The organism is Sutcliffiella sp. FSL R7-0096, assembly GCF_038595065.1.
In the GTDB taxonomy this organism is placed as follows: domain Bacteria; phylum Bacillota; class Bacilli; order Bacillales; family Bacillaceae_I; genus Sutcliffiella_A.
Genome location: NZ_CP152003.1, coordinates 1,400,127 through 1,422,724 on the forward strand (window position 1 = coordinate 1,400,127; position 22,598 = coordinate 1,422,724).

At 42.2% G+C, this 22,598-nt stretch carries 22 protein-coding genes; 20 read left to right on the forward strand and 2 right to left on the reverse strand.

Features of this window, described 5'->3' with window-relative positions:
• The first annotated feature begins 22 nt into the window (after positions 1-22).
• Entirely contained in the window at positions 23-1,618 is a 1,596-nt protein-coding gene (gene aceB / locus MKY77_RS07160) for a malate synthase A (RefSeq protein WP_339149550.1), read from the forward strand.
• Between the two features lie 30 nt (positions 1,619-1,648).
• Positions 1,649-2,938, forward strand: coding sequence for an isocitrate lyase (gene aceA, locus MKY77_RS07165; protein ID WP_339149551.1), 1,290 nt, complete (start codon positions 1,649-1,651; stop codon positions 2,936-2,938).
• 69 nt (positions 2,939-3,007) lie between these two features.
• Here aceA and MKY77_RS07170 read toward each other — a convergent pair whose 3' ends face one another.
• Positions 3,008-3,253: an IDEAL domain-containing protein gene (locus tag MKY77_RS07170; protein ID WP_339149552.1), complete on the reverse strand. Its 246-nt coding sequence runs from the start codon at positions 3,251-3,253 to the stop codon at positions 3,008-3,010.
• Between the two features lie 190 nt (positions 3,254-3,443).
• On the opposite strand from MKY77_RS07170, the gene MKY77_RS07175 reads away from it, so the two are divergent.
• The 3 genes from MKY77_RS07175 (at position 3,444) to MKY77_RS07185 (ending at position 5,809) form a co-directional block, all read left to right on the forward strand.
• Positions 3,444-4,007 carry a competence protein ComK gene (locus tag MKY77_RS07175; protein ID WP_342515681.1) on the forward strand — a complete coding sequence of 188 codons (564 nt, stop codon included), beginning with the start codon at positions 3,444-3,446 and terminating at the stop codon, positions 4,005-4,007.
• 333 nt (positions 4,008-4,340) lie between these two features.
• A complete protein-coding gene (locus MKY77_RS07180) occupies positions 4,341-5,063 on the forward strand; it encodes a DUF421 domain-containing protein (RefSeq protein WP_339149554.1) in 723 nt (240 codons plus the stop codon).
• A gap of 35 nt (positions 5,064-5,098) precedes the next feature.
• A complete protein-coding gene (locus tag MKY77_RS07185; RefSeq protein ID WP_339149555.1) occupies positions 5,099-5,809 on the forward strand; it encodes a DUF421 domain-containing protein in 711 nt (236 codons plus the stop codon).
• On the opposite strand, the gene MKY77_RS07190 is transcribed toward MKY77_RS07185, so the two are convergent.
• Entirely contained in the window at positions 5,796-6,173 is a 378-nt protein-coding gene (locus tag MKY77_RS07190; RefSeq protein WP_339149556.1) for a hypothetical protein, read from the reverse strand. The two genes, MKY77_RS07185 and MKY77_RS07190, sit on opposite strands and share 14 nt — an antisense overlap.
• Positions 6,174-6,356: 183 nt before the next feature.
• On the opposite strand from MKY77_RS07190, the gene MKY77_RS07195 reads away from it, so the two are divergent.
• The 15 genes from MKY77_RS07195 to fabG all read left to right on the forward strand — a co-directional run bounded on the left by MKY77_RS07195 (position 6,357) and on the right by fabG (position 22,288).
• Positions 6,357-8,348 carry a S9 family peptidase gene (locus MKY77_RS07195; RefSeq protein ID WP_339149557.1) on the forward strand — a complete coding sequence of 664 codons (1,992 nt, stop codon included), beginning with the start codon at positions 6,357-6,359 and terminating at the stop codon, positions 8,346-8,348.
• Positions 8,349-8,461: 113 nt separating this feature from the next.
• Entirely contained in the window at positions 8,462-8,830 is a 369-nt protein-coding gene (locus MKY77_RS07200) for a VOC family protein (RefSeq protein WP_339149558.1), read from the forward strand.
• Between the two features lie 4 nt (positions 8,831-8,834).
• Complete coding sequence (locus MKY77_RS07205) at positions 8,835-9,749, forward strand: aminoglycoside phosphotransferase family protein (protein WP_339149559.1); 915 nt, start codon at positions 8,835-8,837, stop codon at positions 9,747-9,749.
• A gap of 354 nt (positions 9,750-10,103) precedes the next feature.
• Positions 10,104-10,709, forward strand: coding sequence for a TVP38/TMEM64 family protein (locus MKY77_RS07210; RefSeq protein ID WP_339149560.1), 606 nt, complete (start codon positions 10,104-10,106; stop codon positions 10,707-10,709).
• A gap of 115 nt (positions 10,710-10,824) precedes the next feature.
• Positions 10,825-11,349, forward strand: coding sequence for a signal peptidase I (gene lepB, locus MKY77_RS07215; RefSeq protein ID WP_339149983.1), 525 nt, complete (start codon positions 10,825-10,827; stop codon positions 11,347-11,349).
• Between the two features lie 99 nt (positions 11,350-11,448).
• Positions 11,449-14,667: a BTAD domain-containing putative transcriptional regulator gene (locus tag MKY77_RS07220; RefSeq protein ID WP_339149561.1), complete on the forward strand. Its 3,219-nt coding sequence runs from the start codon at positions 11,449-11,451 to the stop codon at positions 14,665-14,667.
• Between the two features lie 113 nt (positions 14,668-14,780).
• On the forward strand, positions 14,781-16,004 hold the full coding sequence (locus tag MKY77_RS07225; protein ID WP_339149562.1) for a substrate-binding domain-containing protein: 1,224 nt from the start codon (positions 14,781-14,783) through the stop codon (positions 16,002-16,004).
• An 80-nt stretch (positions 16,005-16,084) separates the two neighbouring features.
• Positions 16,085-16,852, forward strand: a complete 768-nt coding sequence (locus tag MKY77_RS07230; protein WP_339149563.1) for an ABC transporter ATP-binding protein — start codon at positions 16,085-16,087, stop codon at positions 16,850-16,852.
• Complete coding sequence (locus tag MKY77_RS07235; protein ID WP_339149984.1) at positions 16,836-17,543, forward strand: ABC transporter ATP-binding protein; 708 nt, start codon at positions 16,836-16,838, stop codon at positions 17,541-17,543. Before MKY77_RS07230 ends, MKY77_RS07235 begins: the two co-directional genes overlap by 17 nt.
• Before the next feature lie 15 nt (positions 17,544-17,558).
• Positions 17,559-18,419 (forward strand): branched-chain amino acid ABC transporter permease, encoded by an 861-nt coding sequence (locus MKY77_RS07240; RefSeq protein WP_339149564.1) that lies wholly within the window; start codon positions 17,559-17,561, stop codon positions 18,417-18,419.
• 4 nt (positions 18,420-18,423) lie between these two features.
• Positions 18,424-19,422: a branched-chain amino acid ABC transporter permease gene (locus MKY77_RS07245; protein WP_339149565.1), complete on the forward strand. Its 999-nt coding sequence runs from the start codon at positions 18,424-18,426 to the stop codon at positions 19,420-19,422.
• Between the two features lie 14 nt (positions 19,423-19,436).
• Positions 19,437-19,613, forward strand: coding sequence for a hypothetical protein (locus MKY77_RS07250; RefSeq protein WP_339149566.1), 177 nt, complete (start codon positions 19,437-19,439; stop codon positions 19,611-19,613).
• Between the two features lie 4 nt (positions 19,614-19,617).
• On the forward strand, positions 19,618-20,631 hold the full coding sequence (locus MKY77_RS07255) for a 3-oxoacyl-ACP synthase (protein ID WP_339149567.1): 1,014 nt from the start codon (positions 19,618-19,620) through the stop codon (positions 20,629-20,631).
• A 14-nt stretch (positions 20,632-20,645) separates the two neighbouring features.
• Positions 20,646-21,554: an alpha/beta hydrolase gene (locus MKY77_RS07260; protein ID WP_339149568.1), complete on the forward strand. Its 909-nt coding sequence runs from the start codon at positions 20,646-20,648 to the stop codon at positions 21,552-21,554.
• Positions 21,551-22,288 (forward strand): 3-oxoacyl-ACP reductase FabG, encoded by a 738-nt coding sequence (gene fabG / locus MKY77_RS07265; protein ID WP_339149569.1) that lies wholly within the window; start codon positions 21,551-21,553, stop codon positions 22,286-22,288. Before MKY77_RS07260 ends, fabG begins: the two co-directional genes overlap by 4 nt.
• The last annotated feature ends 310 nt before the right edge of the window (positions 22,289-22,598 follow it).

Sequence of the window (22,598 nt, forward strand, 5' to 3'; positions counted from 1 at the left end):
ACAAGAAAGGAGCAAGTATATCGTGAATACTGGTACAACAGGCATTAACGTAACAGGTGAAACTAAAAGTGGCTATGAAACTGTACTAACACAGGGGGCCCTATCCTTCCTTGAGAAGCTGCACCACTCATTCAATGGTCGCCGAAAAGAATTACTAGCAGCGAGGAAAGAAAGGCAATTAAGAATCGACCAGGGAGAAAGGTTAAACTTTCTGGAGAGCACGAAAGCTGTTCGTACAGGTGACTGGCAAGTAAATGAAATCCCAGCAGACCTTCAAGACAGAAGAGTGGAAATAACGGGACCGGTTGACCGCAAGATGATCATTCATGCACTCAACTCCGGAGCAAAGGTGTTTATGGCAGATTTTGAGGATGCCTCTTCCCCAACTTGGAACAACATGATAGAAGGGCAAATTAACCTACGGGATGCCAACCAACGGAAAATAGACTTCACGGCTCCAAATGGAAAGGAATATAAACTGAACAATGAAATCGCAACACTCCTTGTAAGACCAAGAGGATGGCATCTGGACGAAAAGCATATTGAAATAAACAATCAGCCAGTTTCAGGAAGCCTTTTTGATTTTGGACTATATTTTTTCCATAATGCCAAAGTGCTCCTTGAAAATGGAAGCGCTCCATATTTCTACCTTCCGAAGCTTGAAAGTCATCAAGAGGCAAGACTGTGGAATGATGTGTTTGTTTTCGCACAAAAGGAGCTGGGAATCGAACGAGGGACGATTAAAGCGACCGTTTTAATTGAAACAATTACGGCAGCATTTGAAATGGAAGAAATATTGTATGAGCTGAAGGAGCATGCAGCAGGGCTCAATTGTGGAAGATGGGATTATATTTTCAGCTTTATCAAGAAGTTCAGAAACGATCCATCCTTCCTTTTACCGGATAGAAGTCAAGTCACGATGGCAGTACCATTCATGAGAGCCTACACACAATTGGTGATACAGACTTGCCATAAGCGTGGCGCCTTTGCAATCGGCGGCATGGCTGCACAAATACCTGTAAAAAATGACGAAGAAGCTAACAAGCAAGCATTTGCGAAAGTTAGGGAAGATAAGCTTCGGGAAGTGAAAGATGGACATGATGGAACGTGGGTGGCCCATCCGGCATTGGTTCCCGTAGCACTTGAAGTATTCAATGAGCATATGGATGGGCAGAATCAGGTTCATCGAAAAAGGGAGGATGTCATTGCTGACCCACTAGTACTTGTGCAAATTCCAGAAGGCACGATAACGGAAGAGGGTTTGCGCAAAAACATTCATGTCGGGGTGGAGTATATTGCCGCATGGTTGAATGGAAATGGTGCTGTACCAATCTTTCACCTAATGGAGGACGCGGCAACAGCGGAAATATCACGATCCCAAGTATGGCAATGGATAAGACATCCTCAAGCAGCACTAGAAGACGGGACACAAATCACCTTAGAGTTGATCAAACAATTGGTTCAGGAAGAAAAGAGGGCCATTCTTGATAAAGTTGGCCCAACACGCTACTCACAGGGTAAATTAGATCAGGCTGCAACACTATTCGAAAACCTGATCAAAGATGATGAATTTGCCGAATTTTTGACACTTGCGGCTTACAATTTATTGGAAGATTAATAGATACCTAAACAAAGGGAGGATTTAGTAATGAAAAGAGAAGAAAGAATTGCACAGTTAGAAGAAAGCTGGGAATTAGATCAACGCTGGAATGGGATTGAAAGACCCTATTCAGCAGATGAGGTGCTCCGTCTACGAGGTTCCATTGATATTGAACACACATTGGCGAAAAGAGGGGCACAGAAACTTTGGGATCTCCTTCATACACAAGACTATGTGCATGCGCTTGGAGCTCTAACAGGAAATCAGGCCATCCAGCAGGTAAAAGCGGGACTGAAAGCCATCTATTTGAGCGGTTGGCAAGTAGCTGCAGATGCCAATCTTTCCGGCCATATGTATCCGGACCAAAGTCTTTATCCTGCAAACAGTGTGCCTCATGTGGTTAAACGTATCAATCAAGCCTTGCAGCGTGCAGATCAAATCCAATACTTAGAAGGTAGTGAAGAAGTGGATTATTTTGCACCAATCGTTGCGGACGCAGAAGCAGGATTCGGTGGTCAGTTGAATGTGTTCGAATTGATGAAGGGGATGATCGAGTCCGGTGCTTCCGGAGTTCACTTTGAGGATCAATTATCTTCCGAGAAAAAGTGCGGCCACCTTGGAGGGAAAGTATTATTGCCTACACAAACTGCAGTGAAAAATCTGATCTCAGCACGTTTGGCAGCAGACGTAATGGGTGTGCCGACTATCCTCATTGCCAGAACGGATGCGGATGCAGCGGATCTTATCACAAGTGATATAGATGAGAACGATCATGCTTTCTTGACTGGTGAGAGAACTGCAGAAGGATTTTATCGCACAAAAGCGGGCATTGATCAGGCAATAGCACGTGGTCTTGCTTATGCTCCATATGCCGATCTAATCTGGTGTGAAACATCCGAACCGAACCTTGAGCAGGCAAGAGCCTTTGCTGAAGCCATACATGAAAAGTTCCCAGGTAAACTGTTGGCATATAACTGTTCACCGTCCTTTAACTGGAAAGCGAAATTGGATGATGCCACTATTGAAACGTTCCAGCAGCAGATTGCCGAGTTCGGATATAAATTCCAGTTTGTTACGTTAGCAGGATTCCATGCATTGAATCACGGCATGTTTGAACTGGCAAGAGGATACCGTGACCGTGGCATGGGAGCATATTCAGAGCTTCAACAGGCAGAGTTTGATAGTGAGCAGTATGGCTATACAGCAACCCGTCATCAGCGTGAAGTGGGTACAGGATATTTTGATGAAGTGGCAAAGCTTGTTTCCGGTGGTACATCCTCCACAACTGCATTAAGTGGTTCAACAGAAGAAGCCCAGTTTTATCAAGGGAAAAAATAAAGTCAATATTCAAAAAGAAAAAGAGAAGAGCCAACTGTGCTCTTCTCTTTATTTTGGCGTTTTAACTCTCTAAGCGGGAACGCCCCAATCATTCAGGAATTTTTTATATCTGGCGGAAAGTAAGTGGAACAGGGAAGGGTCATTGGCATCAAGGGCACAGTCAATTTTCTCTTGCAGAAGGTTTTTGTGGTAGTGGAACAAAGACTCATCAATAATCATCTGAACATAAACATTCATCATATAGGCTTCAACGGACACTTTCTTGTTCATCTTCTTCGATTTCATCAATTCCGTATAAGACTTCTCATTCTTCATGAGTTCCTCACCTCGAGCCTTTTTAATAGTATATTGAGGAACGTCATAAAAATCAACAAGTTTTTAAAATATTTAAAATATTTTAAAAACCTTTACATAACATGTGTTTTCTGGGAAAATATACATAAATAGACAAAATAATAAGTCTTTTGTCATGTTCTGACAAGGGGTTTGGATGGAAAGGGTGAATATGATGAAGAATAACGTCGATATATCGGTGGATTACGAAATTAATGGATTTACAATGGCAATCATTCCTGTTGAAATGGAGGGGAACCTGTATTCAAAGGTACTTGAAGAGGATGCGGAGATCTATGTAGCATTGCCCCCAATAAAAATTATGGAAGACAGCTGCAACTTCTACGGATCTAGCTTTGAAGGAAGAAAACAAGGCACTAAGGGCATCTCCGGCTATACACACAAACCCCCAATCGTCGTTGATCCGATGAATGACATTTTCTTTTTCCCCACTGCATCACCTACAAACGAAAACTGCATCTGGATTTCACTACACTACGCTTATGAATATAAAAAAACTCCTGTAGCGACCACTAAAGTCACGTTTCCGAATAATACCATAGTGGAATTTCCCATTTCCAAAACCTCTTATGAGGCCCAAGTTCATCGTACTTCCCTTTTTCGGGCAAAGCTCCAACAAAGAGTTAACAGAAAACGGAATAATGTAAACCGCAGCCTTGTCGCGACACCCGGTATGATGTATCGATTGAGAGGTAATAAAGATCTGCAATGCTGAAACATTTCCAACCTTTTTAAAGTGTGTCCGTGTGTAGACAAAGCAAAATTCATAGCAGCTTTCAAGTTGATTGTAGTGGAAGGCGCGTAGTCTCCCGCGGTAGGAAGGGGAAGGGAAGACCCCGCAGGGCCGTAGCCCGAGGAGGCTTCCGGACCGCCCTGTGGATAAGCGAAGCGCCTGAAACGAAGATCAATAAGTAAATGCAAATCTAAAGGGTTTGCAACAGTCTGTTACGCCTTTTTAAAAGAAAGGCGTATTTTTCTTGAAGAATTATGCATATCCTCCCCTTTTTGAATAACGCTAAGGAAAAAGGATAGAGGAGCAATGCATTTTATGGAACTTTTCATGGACTTAGTTAAGGTGCTTTTTCGTATCGTTACCATTCTGCCATTAATGCTGATCGTAACCCTATTCATGGGGAAACGTTCTATTGGTGAACTTCCTGTCTTTGATTTTCTTGTCATTTTGACACTCGGGTCGGTAGTCGGAGCCGACATCGCTGATCCTAACGTCCATCACCTGCCTACTGTGGGTGCCATTATTGCGATTGCCCTTTTACAAAAGTTGATTGCATGGTGGAAAATAAAGAACCATAAAGTGGGGCGGCTACTTTCCTTTGAACCGACCCTTGTCATCTATGAAGGGCAATTCCATATCAAGAATATGCGCAAGATCAGTTACTCTATTGATAATATCCTCCAGATGTTAAGGGAAAAGGATGTTTTTCGAGTGGCTGATGTTCATTTCGCATTGATTGAAGCGAACGGGGAACTATCTGTGAAATTAAAACCGGAAAAAGAACTAGTGAATAGGGAAGATCTACAATCGGCTCAGCTGAAATCCTCGATTGAATATACCGTCATCATGGATGGGAGAATACAGGAACAAGCATTGGAGCATTTAGGTTTGGATGAAACCTGGTTGAGGGAGGAGCTACTAAAAGGAGACATAGTAAATATTCAAGATGTCTTCTATGCGGCAATCAATGAAGAGAACAGATTGAATATTACCATGAGAACCCCAGGCTATACAAAAAATATACCGATTTTTCACTAAAGCAAATAGAAAGGGAGACAAAAGTGGAACTATTAATGGATTTTATAAAGGTACTGGGTAGAATCATTACTATCCTACCGCTCATGTTGATAATTACTTTATATATGGGAAAGCGATCGATTGGAGAACTTCCCGTTTTTGATTTTATTGTCATTATTACGCTTGGAGCTGTGGTAGGGGCTGATATTGCAGACCCCAGCATCCATCATCTCCCTACTGCAGGTGCCGTTATCACTATAGCTCTACTACAGAAGTTAATAGCGTGGGCAAAGATAAAAAACCATCGGGTAGGCAGACTGTTAACCTTTGAGCCAACACTGGTCATTTATGAAGGGCAGTTTCATGTAAAGAACTTGCAACAGATTAGCTATTCGATAGACAATATTCTTCAAATGCTAAGAGAAAAAGATGTGTTTAAGGTGGAGGATGTCTATTTTGCCCTAATCGAGGCGAACGGAAATCTCTCTGTTAAGTTGAAGCCTGAAAAAGAGGCAGCAAAGGTGGAAGATGTTCGCCCTGCAAGATACGTAAACTCAATAGAATTCCCTGTCATAATGGACGGACGTATCTATAAGGAAACTTTAGCATACAAAGGATTAGATGAATCATGGCTTCGTGAGGAACTGCTAAAACAGCATATAGCTACTGTGGAGAATGTTTTTTACGCGTCAATAAACGAAAATAATCATTTGCATGTGTCTTTGCGCACTCCTGCATCAAACCCGACGATCCCTATTTTTCATTAGTGGAGTTATCTTCTGCTTTCAAAATATATTGCATTAAAAGCTCATTTACTCTATTCCTGATTCGAGGGTTGAAGTAGTTGTGATGTTCTTCATAACCATTGAATAGAAAAGCATACATAGTAAACGATTCATCCTGCTTCAATTTGTGGAGCTTCATCTGCTGTTTTTTCATGTCCATTTTTATTTGTTTAAGTTGAAGCTGGATTTTTCGCATGACATGGTCTATCAGCGTCAGGTAGGGTTCTTTTAATTTGATGCTGCTATCTTTGATAATCGCTGTATCCCTTTCCAGAACAATAAGTAGCAAAGGAAGATAAATAGCCTGTTCAAACAGGTTTATTTGTTCTTTTGATAATCTGGTCATCTAATCTTCCTCCTAAACACTAAGAACGTTTGTTCGTATTTATTTTATACCAAGAATCTAAAATTATGCAAGCTACTTTTTAAACTCGTAAAAAAAAACGGGTTTTTTATCTTTTTTAAAGGGGAATTATTTCATTTGTCGAAATAAGTAGAATGGAGAATTTTACATAAGGGAGAGATTAGAATGGCAAAAAGAAAAATAGAGTCAACCGATCTGTTTCGTTTAACATCTTTAACCGATCCACAGTGGGATAAACATTCCCGTAAGTATGCATTTGTTCAAACAACGATACATGAAGAAGATAATGAATATCGCTCCACCATTTACGTAGGCGATTTGGAGGGAAATGCAGTACCTTTTACAGCTGGTAAGGGACGAGCGACTAGTCCGAGATGGTCTCCTGATGGCAGCAAGCTCGCTTTTGTTTCCAACCGGAACGAGAAAAGCCAGATTTATGTGATGCCCGTGAACGGCGGGGAAGCAGAGCAGGTTACCTTCTGTAAGAATGGTGCAAGAGGGCCGGTCTGGTCACCATGCGGAACAAAAATTCTATTCAGTACTTCTGTGGAAGGTACGGAAGATCTGCATGCAACAAGCGATAAAAAAGAGGAAAAGAAAAAACCGGAACCGCTTGTAGTGGAAAAAATGCGCTATAAATCGGATGCAAAAGGGTTTCTCGATAAGAAAAACGACCACCTTGCTTTATTGGATCTGAAAACAAAAGAAGTAAGCCTTCTTACGGAAGGAGATAGGGATTACGGCAGTCCTGCCTGGTCACCGGATGGAACAAAAATTACTTTTGTGGCAAATCTTGAAGAGAATCCGGATGTTTCCTTGGTCTCTGATGTTTATGTGATGGATCTTGAAACAAAACAGAAAAAAAAGATTACCCATAGCAACGGTTTCTTTTCCACTATCTCTTTCTCCCCAGATGGACAGTATCTTGGTTTCCTGGGACATGAAAAAGAATTCCAAAGTGCCACGTTGACACGTGTATGGGTAACACAACTTGCAACAGGTGAAACGCACTGTCTAACAGAGAACCTCGATGTGGAGGTCGGGGACGTGGCGATTGGCGATTTCCATTCGGGAAATGTGAATCCTGGTCTTATGTGGGCGGAGGATAGTGAAGGTTTTTATTTTCTGATGAGTGACCAGGGGGGAACAGGTATCTACTTCGGTTCCTTGGATGGATCGATGTATCCAATCCACCTTCCTGATGAGCATGTATATGCGGTGAGTATGCTGACTGACACGCATGAGGCGATTGTAGGTGTAAGTAACTCAACTGACCCAGGGGAACTTTACCATCTTGATTTCAGATCACAATCAAGGAAGCAGCTGACAAATGTCAATGAAGCTTGGAAAGATGAAGTTGAGTTAAGTGTGGCAGAACCTATCCGCTACAAAGCACCTGATGGTTGGGATCTGCATGGGTGGATCATGAAACCTGCAGGATTTGAAGCGGGCAAAAAATACCCAACGATTCTTGAAGTGCATGGCGGTCCTCATGCCATGTATGCCAATACGTATTTCCATGAGTTCCAAACCTTGACGGCACAAGGGTTTGTCGTGTTATTCACTAACCCGCGTGGAAGTCATGGCTATGGCCAGGAGTTTGTTGACGCCGTGCGCGGTGATTACGGAGGGAAAGATTATCTTGATGTGATGGCTGCGATGGATTATGCGCTTGACACATTCGATTTCATCGATAAAAACAATCTGGGAATAACAGGTGGCAGCTATGGCGGATTTATGACGAACTGGGCGGTAAGTCATACGGACCGGTTCAAAGCAGCCGTAACTCAACGATCTATCTCTAACTGGCTTAGCTTCTATGGTGTCAGTGACATCGGCTATTATTTCTCTGAGTGGGAAGTGAAAGGCGATATGGGAGACAATGTGGAGAAGCTTTGGGAGCATTCCCCAATCAAATATGTGGCAGATGTGAATACGCCATTGCTAATCCTCCATGGGGAAAAAGATTATCGTTGTCCGGTCGAACAAGCGGAGCAGCTTTTCATCGCCCTGAAGAAACAAGGCAAAACGACAAAGCTAGTACGTTTCCCAGGTGCTAATCATGAACTATCAAGAAGTGGTGACCCCGCATTACGCATTCACCGTTTAGAGCATATCAAGAACTGGTTTGTAGAGTATTTGGATGGCGTAAAGTAATAGGTGGCAGACGGGGCTCTTCCTTTTGGGAGAGCTTCGTTTTCTGAATAAGTTTTAATATAGTTCATTTAACATCCATTAATTTTGATATGAACAAGGAGGGAACAACCGATATGATTAAAGGACTCGACCATATCGTATTATTTTGTAAAGACACGGAAAGCTCCAAGGAATGGTACAAAAGCGCAGGGTTCCAGTACTCACACGGATATGAAGGGATGCACTGGTTTCACATTGGTAGTGGACTGGTAATGCTTCATCCAGCCGATGTAACGAATCCAGGCATCACAGAAGTCCATGCAGCCGTCCAAGATGTGAAGGAATTATTTGGCTATGTTCAAGAAAATGGACTCACTCCAATAGATCATCAAAATGGCAATGAGGTTCTTACTGAGCCTGTAACCCGTCCGTGGGGAGACATCCAATTTGAACTTGAGGATCTTGATGGCCACCGCTGGGCGTTTACAGGGCGTGGAGAATAGGACAATGATGAGTTTACCGCCTGATTATGTTCAAACAATAAAAAACATACATAAAGAGAAAGGGGAGGCCTGGCTCAAAAAATTTGACGCATTGATTGACTATTGCGAGAGTAAATGGAAATTCAAGGTTCTCCAACCTTTTGAACTCTCCTATAACTTTGTCGCTCCTGCCAAAAAGGAGGATGGTGGACAGGTCGTCTTGAAGCTCTCTGTCCCCAATAAGGAGTTCCATTCTGAAGTAGAAGCCTTAAGATATTTTGCTGGGGACGGAATGGTCCGAATCAACGACACTGAGGTTGAAAAAGGGATATTGATCTTAGAACGACTGACTCCAGGAGATACGCTTGCCACTCTCGAAGATGACATAGAAGCAACGGAAATCGCTGCTGCTATCATGGGGTCATTATGGATACGGGAAACACCAGGTTCGGATCTGCCTGAAATAGAAGAAAGAGAGCGTAGCCTGTTGAACTTCCACAGGAAACACCCGACAGGAAAAGATCCCATTACACAAGAACTCCTTCAGAAAGCGATACAAACCTTCCATGGTCTGTTGGAGGAGAAAAAGCAGCGATATATCTTACATGGTGACCTACACCACTACAATATACTAAAGTCGGGATCATCATGGCTAGCCATCGATCCTAAAGGATTAGTAGGGGAACGGGAATACGATACGATTCAATTTCTTTTAAATAAACTCCCTGAGGAAAACATAGAACCGATTCTCTCGAGGAGAATCGATATTTTAGTCGAAAAACTGCAACTTGATGAAAAAAGAATCCTGGCCTGGGGATTTGCGCATGGTGTACTTTCCACTTGCTGGTCGCTTGAGGATGGAGAAGAATACAATATCCCATTTTATAAGAGCATCTTTATATTTGAGAAATTGCATAAGGAAAGGTATGGATCGTTTTAAGAAAGGCTCTTTTCTTAAGGCTCTTTTCTCAAAGATTGTTGCTATTCACTAGTAAAAAGTCGGCAATTGGACTTTTTACAGCTTGGATACTCTCGATATGCATGAAATATAAATAGTGTTCCAGCGAAAAGAGCACGACAGTAAGTAATATTACGGATGGTTTAAAAATACGTAATATCCCCAAAGTTTACGAAAACAGCCTTTCTTAAAGATTATTGCTACTCACTACTAAAAAGTGGCCAATCGTACAGTGAAAAATAGATTCTTTTAAATTTGAAGTTATTTATTGGGTGATTAAAGGAATAACTAGTACAATAGAGAGAGAATGATTTGCACAGAAGTGGAGATAGCATAATGGAATTTATCGAATATATAAAGGATTTACTGACAATGGAGAATCTACTTGGGCTTTTGGAGGAATATCAATCATTTGGTATGCTTCCTGGCTTTTTGTTGGTGGTACTGGAAGCATTTCTGCCCTTTTTACCACTGATTGTTATCGTCATGGCTAATGCTGCTGCTTTTGGACTCTGGATGGGTTTTTTGATTTCATGGGCGGGTTCCGTGGTGGGAGCGGTGATTGTTTACTATTTTGTACATAAGCTAAAGAGAAGCCGCCGGATACAGGCCTTGCTCAGAAAAGAAAAAATCAGGAAAACGATGTCCTGGATAGAACGCCATGGATTCGGTCCTATTTTCTTTTTGCTATGTTTCCCTTTTACACCATCGTTTTTGATCAACGTGGTCGCAGGACTTTCCAAGATAAAATTCTATCAATTTTTCCTTGCACTGGTAGCTGGGAAAATGGTCATGATTTTCACCATCAGCTATATTGGTTATGACCTTTTATCCTTCATAAGGGCCCCTATCAAGACGGCAATTGCCATTACCATCATGCTTGTGTTGTGGTTCATTGGGAAAAAAGTAGAGCTTCGTCTACAGCTGTCAGGGGATAAATAAAGATTTATTTGTAAGAATTCAGTATATTGTGATAATATTAAAGTACTAAAGTCCTATTAGATAGAAATTCGGGGGTTATGACTTGGAAGAAAAGATCACAAAACGTAAATCGGCAATGAAGTGGTTGATTGTCTCATTCCTTTTGGTCCTTATGGTTCGTGCACTTTTCTTTTCTAATTATATTGTGGAAGGTCATTCCATGAACCCAACCTTGGAACAGGGAAATTTCCTTATGGTCAATAAAATGGTCTACTCCTTTACCAAGCCGGAACGTTTTGATGTAGTAGTATTTCAACAGGAAAATGCCGAGTACAATTATGTGAAAAGAGTGATTGGTCTTCCGGGAGACCAGATAGAATATAAGCAGGATATGCTATATGTAAATGGTAATCTTGTGATGGAGCCGTTTATCCGCTCCGATCATTTAAAGGTATTCGGCGGGAATTTCACCGGAGACTTTTCTCTTGAAGAGATCACGGGGCAAAATGAGGTACCAAAAGGGCATGTTTTCGTAATAGGTGACAACAGGCTCAATAGCTTGGATAGCAGGCACTTCGGTTTTGTGAAAATAGAGAACATTGTTGGAAAGGTCCATGTCCGTTATTGGCCGTTTGATGAATTTAATACAACTTTCAAGTAAAGAACAGCTTTTGTGTAGAAAGCTGTTCTTTTTAGTGATATTGGAAGTGTAAATTATTATAATTGAATTAAGAAGATTCTGAAAAAAGGAGGCGGGTTAATGAATTCACAAGATACTATTTTGCAAACCAAAATTACGGCACCAACTGTCAAGGAGTATGTCCTTAGGAGAGCTAAGATTGCAAGAAAACTGAAAGCGGTTACTAATTTCGGTGTCACAATGGTCCACTCTGGGCCTGGGTATGGAAAAAGTACCATTGTAGCTTCATTTGTACCTGCGTTTGATGCTGTTACGTGTTGGTATACCGCAACAGAACTTGATGATGAGTTAATTCCCTTTCTTAGATATGTTATCCACTCCATTAGAAACGCAAAGGGTGAGTTTGGCGAAAATCTATTACATTTCCTTGATAGAATGGACAGGTATATCCGAGAGGAAGAAGTTCAAGACTTTTGTTCCTTATTTATTAATGAAATAGCCAAGAGCCAAAATCCTCTCATTCTAATAATTGATGACTTTCATTTTGTCCAGAACAATACAGAAATTATTATATGGTTCCATTGGTTATTGCATCATATCCCAAACAATCTCCATTTACTATTAATAACCAGGCAAAGGCCTGATTGGGAAATGGTTACAGCGATGAAAGTGAAAAATGAGCTTATGGAAATAACGGAGGACGATCTTAAATTCTCCAAAGACGAAGTGGAGGTTCTCCTACAAGATGTTTACATGCTGGATGTAAGCACAGAGGATATAGAACTGATTTATTCTTTGTCAGAGGGGTGGGTCATGGCATTAGGCTTATTGAGTCAGCGCCTTGTAGAGCAAACATCAACAGATGTACTGTTCATGACTCAAGGAACATTGGAAGATTTGTTCAAATATTTGGCTACAGAGGTGTTCATGAAACAGACACCTATGGTACAGCAATTTCTAGAACAGACATCCATATTGGATGTGCTTAGCGGGGAGATATGTGATGAAGTTCTTGGGATCAATGGTTCCAATTACATGCTGCAATCCTTGACAGAACGTCACCTGTTCATCACCGTCAATGGAAGGGATCGTTATCGCTATCATGCCCTGTTCAAAGAGTTCCTGGAAAGAAGACTTAAAGTACAAGAGCAACAATACATGCAATTGCATAAGCGATGTGCAAGATGGTATATGAAGCAAAGGGATGTTCTCCCTGCCATTGCGCACTTTGAAAAAATAAATGATTATTCAGCTATCGGAGCGCTGATTCATGAACACGGGGTACAACTTCTGGAACAGGGGCAGCTTTCCTATGTATTGGAAAAACTGCTCAAAGTAAATGTTCATACTAAAGATAGATATTATATGCTGTGGTATATTCAAGGCGAGATCCTGCGCTATCGCTGTCAATATGAAGAGTCAGAAGCAGCGTATAAAAAAGGTCTGGAAGCTGACAGGATATCTGGTGATTCACTTGTGATCATAAGGTCCCTAAAAGGAATTGCTAAAATTTATTTGGATACTATCCAACCAATTAAGGCCGAGAGAGTACTATCAGAGGCGATTAAAATGCTGGAAACCTGTCCTATTGAAAAAACTGAAGAAAATCAACTTTATGCGATTATGGCAGAAAACCTTTTAAATGCCGGACATGCAGGGAAAGCACTGGAATGGTTTGAAAAGCTGGATACAGTTTATAAACAGGAGAAGGCAGGGAACTTGGAAGCCAGGATCTTGTTGCGTTCTGGAAACTTACAGATGGCGAAGAAACTTTTACTGAACAAGAAAAAAGGAGAGACTGATGGGGCGCTGCCGCAATCACACCGAGAGACAGATCTTCTATTATCGCTTGTGGAAGCATTTATCGGCAATGGAGATCATGCAAAGGTACTGGCTGATGCAGGGATTAAACAAGGAATTAAACTTCAAGCACCCTTTGTGGAAGCGTGTGGCTGGATACGTCTTGGACATGCCGTACAGTTGATGGAGATATACGATAGTGTTCTTGCAAAGGACTGTTATCAGACTGCACTGGAGATAATGGAAGAGTTGAATGTTTCTAGAGGGAAGGCAGAAGCAAACATGGGGCTGTGTATTTTATATACATACCAGGGAGCCTATGAGAAAGCCATTCTATGCGGGGAAGAGGCGTTGAAAGAAACCGAAGAGGTAAATGACAATTGGCTATCAGGCCTCATCTATCTCGCAATGAAAATTGCTTCCATTCAAACTAGTAAGTGGGAAAGAGTAGAATTTTATGGCCTTCGTGCAAGTAAACTTTTGCGTAAGTGTGGAGACAAGTATGCAGAAATGCTGCTGAATTTATGGGAATCCATTTATCATTATGAACGCCAAGAGTGGAATGGTTTCACCAATTCCATCAATTCATTTTTGAATTCCTTACAAACAGGAAACTATGAATTTATCCTATTTAATCGAACCACTTTTGGGCCAAGTGACCTTCAACGGTTTACTCCACTTCTTATGGAAGCGCAAAATAGGGGGATCCAGCGGGAATATGTCACATCCTTGTTAAATGAGCTAGGCTTCTCAAATGTTCAGAACCATCCTGGTTACACCTTGAAAATCCAAGCGTTGGGTAGTTTCAGGGTCTGGTTGGGTCAAAAGGAAGTGGATGCGAAAGACTGGCAGCGTGTAAAGGCAAAAGAACTGCTGGAGTTTTTCGTTACAAAAAGAAACAAGCATGTAGTACGGGATGAAATTTTTTCGGCATTGTGGCCAAATGTACCGGAAAAATCCATGATAAGGGATTTTAAGGTGGCCTTGAATGCCTTGAACAATGCTTTAGAACCTGAAAGGAAGGCAAGAACAGAGCCTTTCTTTATTCAAAGAGAAGGAAATTCCTACGGTTTAAGCTCTAATAGTGGGTATATAGTAGATGCTATTGAATTTGAATCATTTGCATCTGCAGGGCTGGAAGAACAGGATCCAGCTAAGGCACAATCATTTTTGGAAAAAGCGTTGGCTTTATATAAAGGAGACTTTCTTCCTGACCAAAAGTATGCGGATTGGTGTCTGAATGAGAGGGAACGTCTTTTAGTCTACTATTTGCGATGCAGTGAAAAGCTTGCTCAGCTCTTAGTAGCACGAAAAGAATATGACACCGCCATACAGTGGTGCGAGAGGGTAATTGAAAAGGATCCCACTTGGGAAGAGGCCTATCGCCTGCTGATGTTTTGTTATTATCAAAAGAACAATCGGTCACAAGCAATGAAATGGTTTGCTAAGTGCAAGCAGTATTTAGAAAGTGAGCTCGGTGTAGAGCCGATGTTTTCTACGAAGCAGATGTACGATATGGTATTAGGAAAAGCAAATTAAACTCCGCCAGGATGGTGGGGTTTATTTTTTTCTTACTTGTAACCCGTTTGTAACCGCTACCATATAAGCTGAAGCTACAACTTTATAAATCAATGGGTTGAGGGGGAAGGTAGATGAAAAAGTGGAAGTCAGGATTTTTGCTTTTATGCATGGTAATGCTCGTTTTGGCCGGATGCAGTGACAGTAATGCTGGGACAGACCCAGACTCAAGCGGAGATGCTGATAAAAAGGTGATCAAGGTTGGTGTGCTCGCTTCCCTGACTGGAGCGCTTGAAACGTATGGTAAGCAGACGGTGCAAGGATTTGAACTTGGTTTAGAGTATGCGACGGAAGGAACCATGGAAGTGAACGGCCACAAAATTGAGTTTGTGGTGGAAGATACGGAAACTAAACCGGAAGTAGCCATTCAAAAAGCTACAAAGTTATTGGAAGATGACAAAGTGGATTTCTTGGTGGGATCTTCTAGTTCTGGAGATACTTTAGCAGTGCTTCCGCTTGCGGAGGAATATGAGAAAGTGATGCTGGTCGAGCCAGCGGTAGCAGATAGTATTACTGGAGCGGATTGGAACAAGTATATTTTCCGCACAGCACGAAACTCTTCCCAAGATGCTGTGGCCGGTGCGGCTGCAATTGCTGGTGAAGGGGTGAAAATAGCAACATTGGCACCAGACTATTCATTTGGGCACGATGGAGTTGCCGCCTTTAAAGAAGCTGCATTAGACTTGGGGGCAGAAATTGTTTTGGAAGAATACGCAGATCCGGCAGCAACCGATTTCACCTCTAACATTCAGAAAATCCTGGATGCTAAGCCTGATTATCTGTTTGTAGTATGGGCAGGTGCAAACTCACCATGGAACCAGATTTCTGATATGAAAGTTCAAGAAAGAGGAATAAAAATTTCTACGGGAGCTCCAGATATTGCAGCACTATACACGATGGAGCAGTTGATTGGAATGGAAGGATTCTCGGTTTACTATCACACACTACCAGACAATCCGGTCAATGATTGGCTGGTGGAAAAGCATAAGGAGAAATTTAATGGAGAAGTCCCGGACTTATTTACTCCTGGCGGAATGAGTGCTGCCATAGCAATTGTGGAGGCGCTGAAGAAAACAGAAGGTGATACGGATACGGACCTAATCATTGAGACTATGGAAGGGATGAGCTTTGATACTCCGAAGGGTCAAATGACGTTCCGTGCTGAAGATCATCAGGCGCTCCAAACTTTATATGCTGTGCGTCTGGAGAAAGTGGATGGTTTTGATTATCCGGTTCCTGTGTTGATGAGGGAACTGACTCCTGAGGAAACAGCGCCACCAGTTCGAAATAATCAGTAAGAAGTGGAAGGAACTTTGGGGCGCTGCTCTGAGGTTCCTTTGTAGTATGAGAAACCCTTGAAAAAAAGGAGGCAGTAACTTTGATTCCAATTTTAGAAACAAAGGATTTAACGATAAATTTTGGTGGGCATGTGGCAGTGGACCACGTGAATTTTTCGGTCGAACCTTATCATTTTAAGTCCATTATCGGCCCAAATGGAGCTGGAAAAACAACCTTTTTTAATTTGTTGAGTGGGCAGTTAAAGCCGACAAAGGGGCAAGTGTTCTGGAAAGGGGAGGACATTACAAAGCTCCCTCCGATGAAAAGGACAAGAAAAGGAATTGGCCGCTCCTTTCAAATAACAAATGTGTTTCCCAATCTGACCGTGTTGGAAAATGTTCGCCTGGCTGTTCAATCACAAAGAGGCGTCCGGTATAACATGTTCTCTCACTTCCTTCACTTTAAGGAATTCGAAAAGCGGGCAATGGAACTATTGATGACGGTGCTATTGGAGAACAAAGCCCATTCTATCGCAAAGAATCTTGCCCATGGGGAAAAGAGAAAGCTTGAGATTGCGATGCTCCTGGCGCTGGAAACGGAAATCCTTCTCTTGGATGAGCCGACTGCAGGTATGTCAATAGAAGAGGTTCCTGCAATCTTGGAAGTTATCAAACTGATAAAAGCAAAGGGGGACCGGACCATCGTCCTGATTGAACACAAAATGGATATGATTTTGGATTTATCTGATTCTGTAACGGTGTTGTTCAACGGTAGACTGTTGGCAGACGGTACTCCTCAAGAGATTATGAATAATGAAATGGTACAGTCTGCGTATTTGGGAGGATTATATGATGACGACGCTTCTTAAAGTGGAGAGGATCCAGACATATATCGAACAGTTTCATATATTGCAAGGTGTTGACTTTGAAGTAAAACAAGGAGAGGTCACCGTTCTTTTAGGTAGGAACGGGGCGGGTAAGACAACAACTCTCAGAAGTGTCATGGGATTGAACCCTCCTCAAAAAGGTTCGGTTATTTTTAATGGAGAGGATATTACCGGACTGGCAACCTATGAAATTGCCAATAAAGGAATAGGTTATGTTCCTGAAGATCAAGGTGTATTCGGGGAACTGACAGTGGAAGAAAATATGAAGGTCGCCATGAGAAAGAATGATGACGCAACACGGGCAAAATTGGATTGGATTCTCGATCTATTCCCTGATCTTAAGACATATTGGAAAAAACGAGGCGGAAATTTAAGTGGAGGACAAAAGCAGATGCTGGCAATCTCCCGGGCCTATATAAATAATAGCGAGCTGTTATTAATTGATGAACCAAGTAAGGGGCTTGCTCCAATCATGGTGGAAAAAGTGATGAACTCCATCCAGGAGATGAAAAAAGAAACGACCATCATCTTGGTGGAGCAAAATTTTTACATGGCTAGTACAATTGGGGATTCCTTTTATATATTGGATGACGGTAGAACTGTACATCATGGTCTCATGCATGAACTGAAGGAGGATGAGGAACTAAAGAGAAACTATCTTGGAATTGCATAATAGGAGGGGCGATACGTGGAGATATTTGTGAATCTTACAGTAAATGGATTGGCAACTGGAATGCTGATATTCTTGCTTGCTGCTGGTCTTACATTGATATTTGGTCTTATGGATGTTCTGAACTTTGCCCATGGAGGGCTATTTGCCTGGGGGGCCTTCTCCGGAATATGGGTGTACACGGCAACAGGAAGTTTTATGATTGGAATAATAGCAGCAATAGGTACTGGACTTATATTAGGGTTGGCGTTAGAGCGTTTTATCATTCAACCTGTCTATGGAAATCACGTACAGCAAATCCTGATCACGTTAGGGGTCATGCTTGTTTTAAGTGAGATGATTAAAGTGGTATTCGGCCCTAATCAGCTCAGTGCGAGAACCCCATCTTATTTGAGCGGGAGCTGGGAATTTGGAGATATCATCATCATAAAATACCGTGTGTTCATCATTGTAATAGGGGCGCTTGTTTTTGGAGTCATCTTCTATATTTTAAGAAACACAAAAATAGGTCTTATCGTTCGTGCGGGTGTCATTAATAAGGAGATGGTGCAGGCTCTGGGCATTAATATAAAAAGGGTGTTCATGCTTGTGTTCATGGCGGGAGCGGCAATGGCCGCGCTCGGGGGGATGCTGCTCGGACCATATTCTGGAGTCATCTACGCGGAGATGGGACTTGAGTTTGGGATATTGGCATTTATCGTGGTGGTAATCGGTGGGATGGGAAGTATAACAGGTTCGGTCCTTGCAGCCATCCTGGTAGGAATAAGCGGATCATTTATGGCTTACTACGTACCGGACTTAGCGCTGGCAGTCAACATGCTGCTGATGACCATTGTCTTGATCTTCCGTCCTCAAGGTCTATTTGGAGTAAAGGGGTGAGCGCATGAACAGATATATGACAAAATCCAATACTGTGTATTTCATTATTTTCCTGATGCTTCTTGCCCTCCCTTTTGTCACAGACTCGCGAACTCTCTTAATTATGTTCACCCAGATCTTCCTTTTTGCCATTTTTGCAATGAGCTATGATATCCTGCTTGGTTATACAGGGATCGTTTCTTTTGGGCATGCAATGTTTTTTGGCATCGGTGCCTATTCAACAGGGATCATGCTGAAGCAATATGATAGTACTATTCCCATGCTTCTGCTGGCAGTACTGGTAGGTGCCATCATTGCAGGCATTGTGAGTTATATCGTTGGCATGCTTTCCCTCCGATTGAAAAGTCATTTTTATGCGATGTTAACACTAGCTTTCTCAGGGCTTTTCTTGGTGTTGGCGGAAAAATGGAGAACGCTCACCTTTGGCAACGATGGATTTACTTTTAGTATACCGGACCCTTTAAGAGACAGATTGAATTTATATTTAATTGCTTTAATTCTTATGGTGATGATCTTTCTTTTATTAAGAAGATTTACACATTCCCCAGTAGGGAAGGTCCTCCAAGCAATAAGGGAAAATGAGGACCGGACAGAATCGCTCGGATATCATGTATTGCATTATAAAGTTATAGCTAGTGTAGTGGCAGGGGTCCTTGCAAGCTTTGCCGGCAGTCTTTATGTTTTGACTCTAAGATTTGTCAATACCTCCGTCTTTGCAGTGGATGTCACACTTGATGCCTTGTTGATGACCATCATTGGAGGTGTAGGCACATTGGTTGGTGCCATTATTGGCGCAGGATTGATAGAGTTTGCACACCACTGGTTGACAGACCTTGCGAAGGTGCATTGGATATTTGAACGCTGGATCATTTTCTTTGGAATCCTCTATATTGTGGTGGTGATGTTTTTCCCGCAAGGTATTGTAGGTACCGTAAAAATGTGGTGGGTAAGAAAAAAAGGAGCGCAGATTACTGGGCAAAACGAAAAGGATATTTCGGGGTGAGAGGAGGAGAAGGAATGTTCAGTCAGCCTCAAGTAGCATCCTTTATTGTACGTTGCACAAGCTTATTGGATGCAGGACAACCGACACCGGTATGGAGAATAACGGTTAGCCATGTGCAAGGGGAAGAGGAAATAACCGTAACTTCCTTTGAAAAAGTAAGTGAATTTATGAAAGAAAAACTAAGTGGGTGAGGTCATGACAAACATTGGAATTGTCAGTGTCGGCACATTTATTCCAGAAAATTTCATGACCAGCAAGGAAATTGCCGAAAAATCTGGAATACCTATAGAGGTGGTGGAAGGAAAACTTGGCATAAAATCCAAGCCTGTCGCCTCTTCTGGGGATCATACTTGTGAAATGGGTATAAAAGCTGCACTAATAGCCTTGGAAAAGGGGGATGTTGCTCCGGAAGAAATAGACCTGATCATCTATATCGGAGAAGAGCATAAGGAATATCCTTTATGGACGGCAGCCCTTTATATGCAAAAACAGCTTGGGGCGGTAAATGCAGTTGGATTTGATATGGCGTTGCGTTGTGGAACCACGATAATGGGGATGAAGCTGGCAAAGGACATGATGGTAGCGGATGAATCCCTTAGGACCGTCTTGCTTGCAGGTGGTTATCGCAATGAAGATTTTATTGATTATACAAACCCTCGCACCCGTTTCATGTATAACCTTGGATCAGGAGGGGGTGCCATCCTGTTAAAAAAGAACTATGGGAAAAATGCGGTATTGTCATCCCATCTTATTACGGACGGTTCCTTTTCAGAAGACGTTGTCGTAGTTGCCGGTGGAACGAAATACCCCATTTCAGCAGAAGCTTTGGAATTAAAGAAAAATACGCTGGATGTACTGGACCCGGAAGGGATGAAATCAAGACTAGAAGAAAAATCAATGAATAATTTCCTGAAAGTGATAAGAGAGTCATTATCAAAAAGCGGCTTTACCCAAGAGAATGTAGATTATCTCGGAATTCTTCATATGAAAAAATCTGCCCATGATTATGTCCTTCAGGAACTTGGCTTGACGGAACATCAATCTATCTATCTAGAAAACTATGGCCACATCGGGCAAATTGATCAGATTCTTTCCTTAGAGCTTGCTTTGCAGCAGGACAGAATTAAAGATGGTGACATCATTGTACTTGTGAGTGCAGGTATAGGCTATGCGTGGGGAGCAACCACTATTCAATGGGGGAAACCTTAAAGGAGGTTTAAATAATGATCGTACAAAAGAAAGTGAAACTGCCGAATGGGGAGACGTACGGCTATAGGGAACGGGAAGGTGCCGGGGAAACCATAGTCCTCATCCATGGGAATATGACTTCTTCCAAGCATTGGGACCTCCTGATGGAAAACATAGATTCTTCTTTTCACCTTGTCGCAGTGGACATGAGGGGGTTCGGTGAATCCACTTATAACGAGAAAATATATTCCATCAAGGACTTGGCAACTGACATTAAACTGTTCGTGAACGAGTTGGCGCTTTCTGGCTTTACGATTGCAGGTTGGTCGACTGGTGGGGCTGTGGCTATGCAGTTCATTTCCGATCATCCAGGATATGCGGAAAAGCTTATTTTGCTTGCTTCCGCATCCACAAGAGGATATCCGATGTTCGAGACCGGTGAAAGCGGACAACCGGATTTTGATAAAAGATTATCAAGCTATGACCAGGTATTGGAAGACAAGACAAGGACCATCACCATTTCCAAGGCTTATGAATCACGGAATAAGGATGTACTTAGAATGATTTGGGACTATGCCATTTACCATGATAATAAACCGGAAGCTGCCCGTTATGAGGCATATCTGGAGGATATGTTGACACAACGTAACTATCCAGAAATATTGCATGCACTTAATACATTCAATATCAGTACCCAGCATAACGGCTTGAAAGAAGGTACTGGTGAAGCGAAAAATATCAATATCCCTGTACTCGTTTTGGCAGGAGAAAAAGACCTTGTCATTTCAGAACAGATGGCAAACGAAATAGTGGAGGATCTTGGTGAAGTGGCGAAGCTTGTTACATTGAAAGGGTGCGGACACTCTGCACAAGTAGACGATCTGCCACAACTATTGCAAGCGATTACATCATTCGTATCGAAACAGGAGGAACAGTACAAATGAGATTAGAAGGGAAAATTGCTATCATTACCGGTGCGGCTAATGGACTTGGTTTTGAAGCTGCACGACTATTTCTAAAAGAGGGGGCAAAGGTGGCCCTTGTGGATTATGACGCAACCACAGGGGAACAAAGGGCGGCGGAACTTCAAACGGAAGGGGAGACGGCATTCTATCAAGTGGATGTAGCCAATCAGGAAAAGGTTGTGGAGATGGTCTCCATGGTAAAAGAAAGATTTGGCAAGATTGATATATTAATTAACAATGCAGGCATTACAAAAGATAATATGCTTTTGAAAATGAGCGGAGAAGACTTCCAAAAGGTAATGGATGTCAATGTCAACGGCGTCTTTAATTGTACACAGGCAGTGGTCCCACATATGTTGGAAAATGGAAAAGGGAAAATTATCAACACTTCTTCTGTGAGCGGTGTTTATGGTAATGTCGGTCAGACGAATTACGCGGCATCCAAAGCAGCAGTGGTGGGAATGACAAAGTCGTGGGCAAAGGAATTTGGCAGGAAAAATATTAATGTCAATGCCGTAGCCCCGGGCTTTGTGGATACAAATATGGTAGCCACTGTACCGGAGAAGGTGATACAAGGGTTGCTGCAGGTCATACCCCTGCAGAGGCTTGGTACGCCGGGTGATATTGCGAATGCGTATCTGTATCTTGCATCAGATGAGTCGGATTATGTGAATGGAACGGTGTTGCATGTGGATGGCGGCATCATGATGTAAAACCTTAAAACCCTCTACAGACTAGGTACTGATATGGTAACTAGTCAGCTTGTAGATAAAGTTAATTAATTTTCAAAGATGTACAAATAACCATGTTGATCGTAGTGAAAGGCCCGCAGAAAGCGAAGCGCCTGTAACGGAGATTAACCGCCATATGCAATTCTAAATATATCTAGGGAACAGTTGAGACTAGGTACCGAAATGGTACCTAGTCTTTTAGTATATACTTTTAAAAGTTTTGACGAAAAAAGTAACGAACCACTTCAAAGCATATTCATTCTTGCCAAGACTCACACCCACGCCGTATGAT

Bases quoted from the DNA above. Each gene is read 5' to 3' on its own strand.
- MKY77_RS07245 (WP_339149565.1), top strand. From the start codon at position 18,424: ATGAACAGATATATGACAAAATCCAATACTGTGTATTTCATTATTTTC.
- MKY77_RS07195 (WP_339149557.1), top strand. From the start codon at position 6,357: ATGGCAAAAAGAAAAATAGAGTCAACCGATCTGTTTCGTTTAACATCT.
- MKY77_RS07200 (WP_339149558.1), top strand. From the start codon at position 8,462: ATGATTAAAGGACTCGACCATATCGTATTATTTTGTAAAGACACGGAA.
- MKY77_RS07175 (WP_342515681.1), top strand. From the start codon at position 3,444: ATGATGAAGAATAACGTCGATATATCGGTGGATTACGAAATTAATGGA.
- lepB (WP_339149983.1), top strand. From the start codon at position 10,825: ATGAAGTGGTTGATTGTCTCATTCCTTTTGGTCCTTATGGTTCGTGCA.
- aceA (WP_339149551.1), top strand. From the start codon at position 1,649: ATGAAAAGAGAAGAAAGAATTGCACAGTTAGAAGAAAGCTGGGAATTA.
- MKY77_RS07225 (WP_339149562.1), top strand. From the start codon at position 14,781: ATGAAAAAGTGGAAGTCAGGATTTTTGCTTTTATGCATGGTAATGCTC.
- MKY77_RS07250 (WP_339149566.1), top strand. From the start codon at position 19,437: ATGTTCAGTCAGCCTCAAGTAGCATCCTTTATTGTACGTTGCACAAGC.
- MKY77_RS07190 (WP_339149556.1), bottom strand. From the start codon at position 6,173: ATGACCAGATTATCAAAAGAACAAATAAACCTGTTTGAACAGGCTATT.
- MKY77_RS07205 (WP_339149559.1), top strand. From the start codon at position 8,835: ATGATGAGTTTACCGCCTGATTATGTTCAAACAATAAAAAACATACAT.
- MKY77_RS07180 (WP_339149554.1), top strand. From the start codon at position 4,341: ATGGAACTTTTCATGGACTTAGTTAAGGTGCTTTTTCGTATCGTTACC.
- MKY77_RS07260 (WP_339149568.1), top strand. From the start codon at position 20,646: ATGATCGTACAAAAGAAAGTGAAACTGCCGAATGGGGAGACGTACGGC.
- MKY77_RS07235 (WP_339149984.1), top strand. From the start codon at position 16,836: ATGACGACGCTTCTTAAAGTGGAGAGGATCCAGACATATATCGAACAG.
- fabG (WP_339149569.1), top strand. From the start codon at position 21,551: ATGAGATTAGAAGGGAAAATTGCTATCATTACCGGTGCGGCTAATGGA.
- MKY77_RS07210 (WP_339149560.1), top strand. From the start codon at position 10,104: ATGGAATTTATCGAATATATAAAGGATTTACTGACAATGGAGAATCTA.
- MKY77_RS07185 (WP_339149555.1), top strand. From the start codon at position 5,099: ATGGATTTTATAAAGGTACTGGGTAGAATCATTACTATCCTACCGCTC.
- MKY77_RS07255 (WP_339149567.1), top strand. From the start codon at position 19,618: ATGACAAACATTGGAATTGTCAGTGTCGGCACATTTATTCCAGAAAAT.
- MKY77_RS07170 (WP_339149552.1), bottom strand. From the start codon at position 3,253: ATGAAGAATGAGAAGTCTTATACGGAATTGATGAAATCGAAGAAGATG.
- MKY77_RS07220 (WP_339149561.1), top strand. From the start codon at position 11,449: ATGAATTCACAAGATACTATTTTGCAAACCAAAATTACGGCACCAACT.